Source organism: Streptomyces sp. DH12 (assembly GCF_020873895.1).
Taxonomy (GTDB): Bacteria; Actinomycetota; Actinomycetes; order Streptomycetales; family Streptomycetaceae; genus Streptomyces.
Map to the genome: position 1 here is coordinate 1 of NZ_JAHWGT010000862.1, position 477 is coordinate 477.

The window sequence follows — 477 nt, forward strand, 5'->3', positions numbered from 1 at the left end:
GCAGGTTGATGCCGTTGCCGACGACGACGGCGCCGAGCAGGATGCGGGTCAGCGGACGGGTGAGCATGAGGATGCCGCCGACGGCGCAGAGCACGACGGCCGTGGCGATGAGCGAGGCGCTGACGGTCATCGGGCGCTCCCTCCCGCTTCGGGTCCGCCTTCGGGGGTGAGGACGCCCGCCGCCCGTTCGGTCTGGCGGTCGACCTTGGCGCCGAGGGCGCGCACGATGTCCAGGACGACGCCGAGCACCAGCAGGTAGACGCCGAAGTCGAAGAGGACCGAGGTGCTCAGGTGGTAGTCCCCGAAGACCGGCAGGTGTCCGTGGTACGTGAAGGCGTGCAGGACGGTGCCGTCCACGAGGCCGAGGAGGCCGGTGCCGGTGGAGACGAAGAGGCCGAGGCCGGTGAAGAGTCCGGGCTGGAGGGGGGCGGCCTCGGCGAGTTCGAAGCGGCCGCCCGCCAGGTAGCGGGTGATCAT

1 protein-coding gene and 1 pseudogene are annotated in these 477 nt (G+C 71.3%); both read right to left on the reverse strand.

The genetic code is table 11. The annotated features are described in order from the left end of the window. Nucleotides 1-130, reverse strand: a pseudogene (locus LPA54_RS37475) (Na(+)/H(+) antiporter subunit C); the annotation flags it as partial. After that, the coding region (locus LPA54_RS37480; RefSeq protein ID WP_306806623.1) for an MnhB domain-containing protein at nt 127-477 on the reverse strand (351 nt) is incomplete at its 5' end. The pseudogene LPA54_RS37475 and the gene LPA54_RS37480, both read right to left, overlap by 4 nt.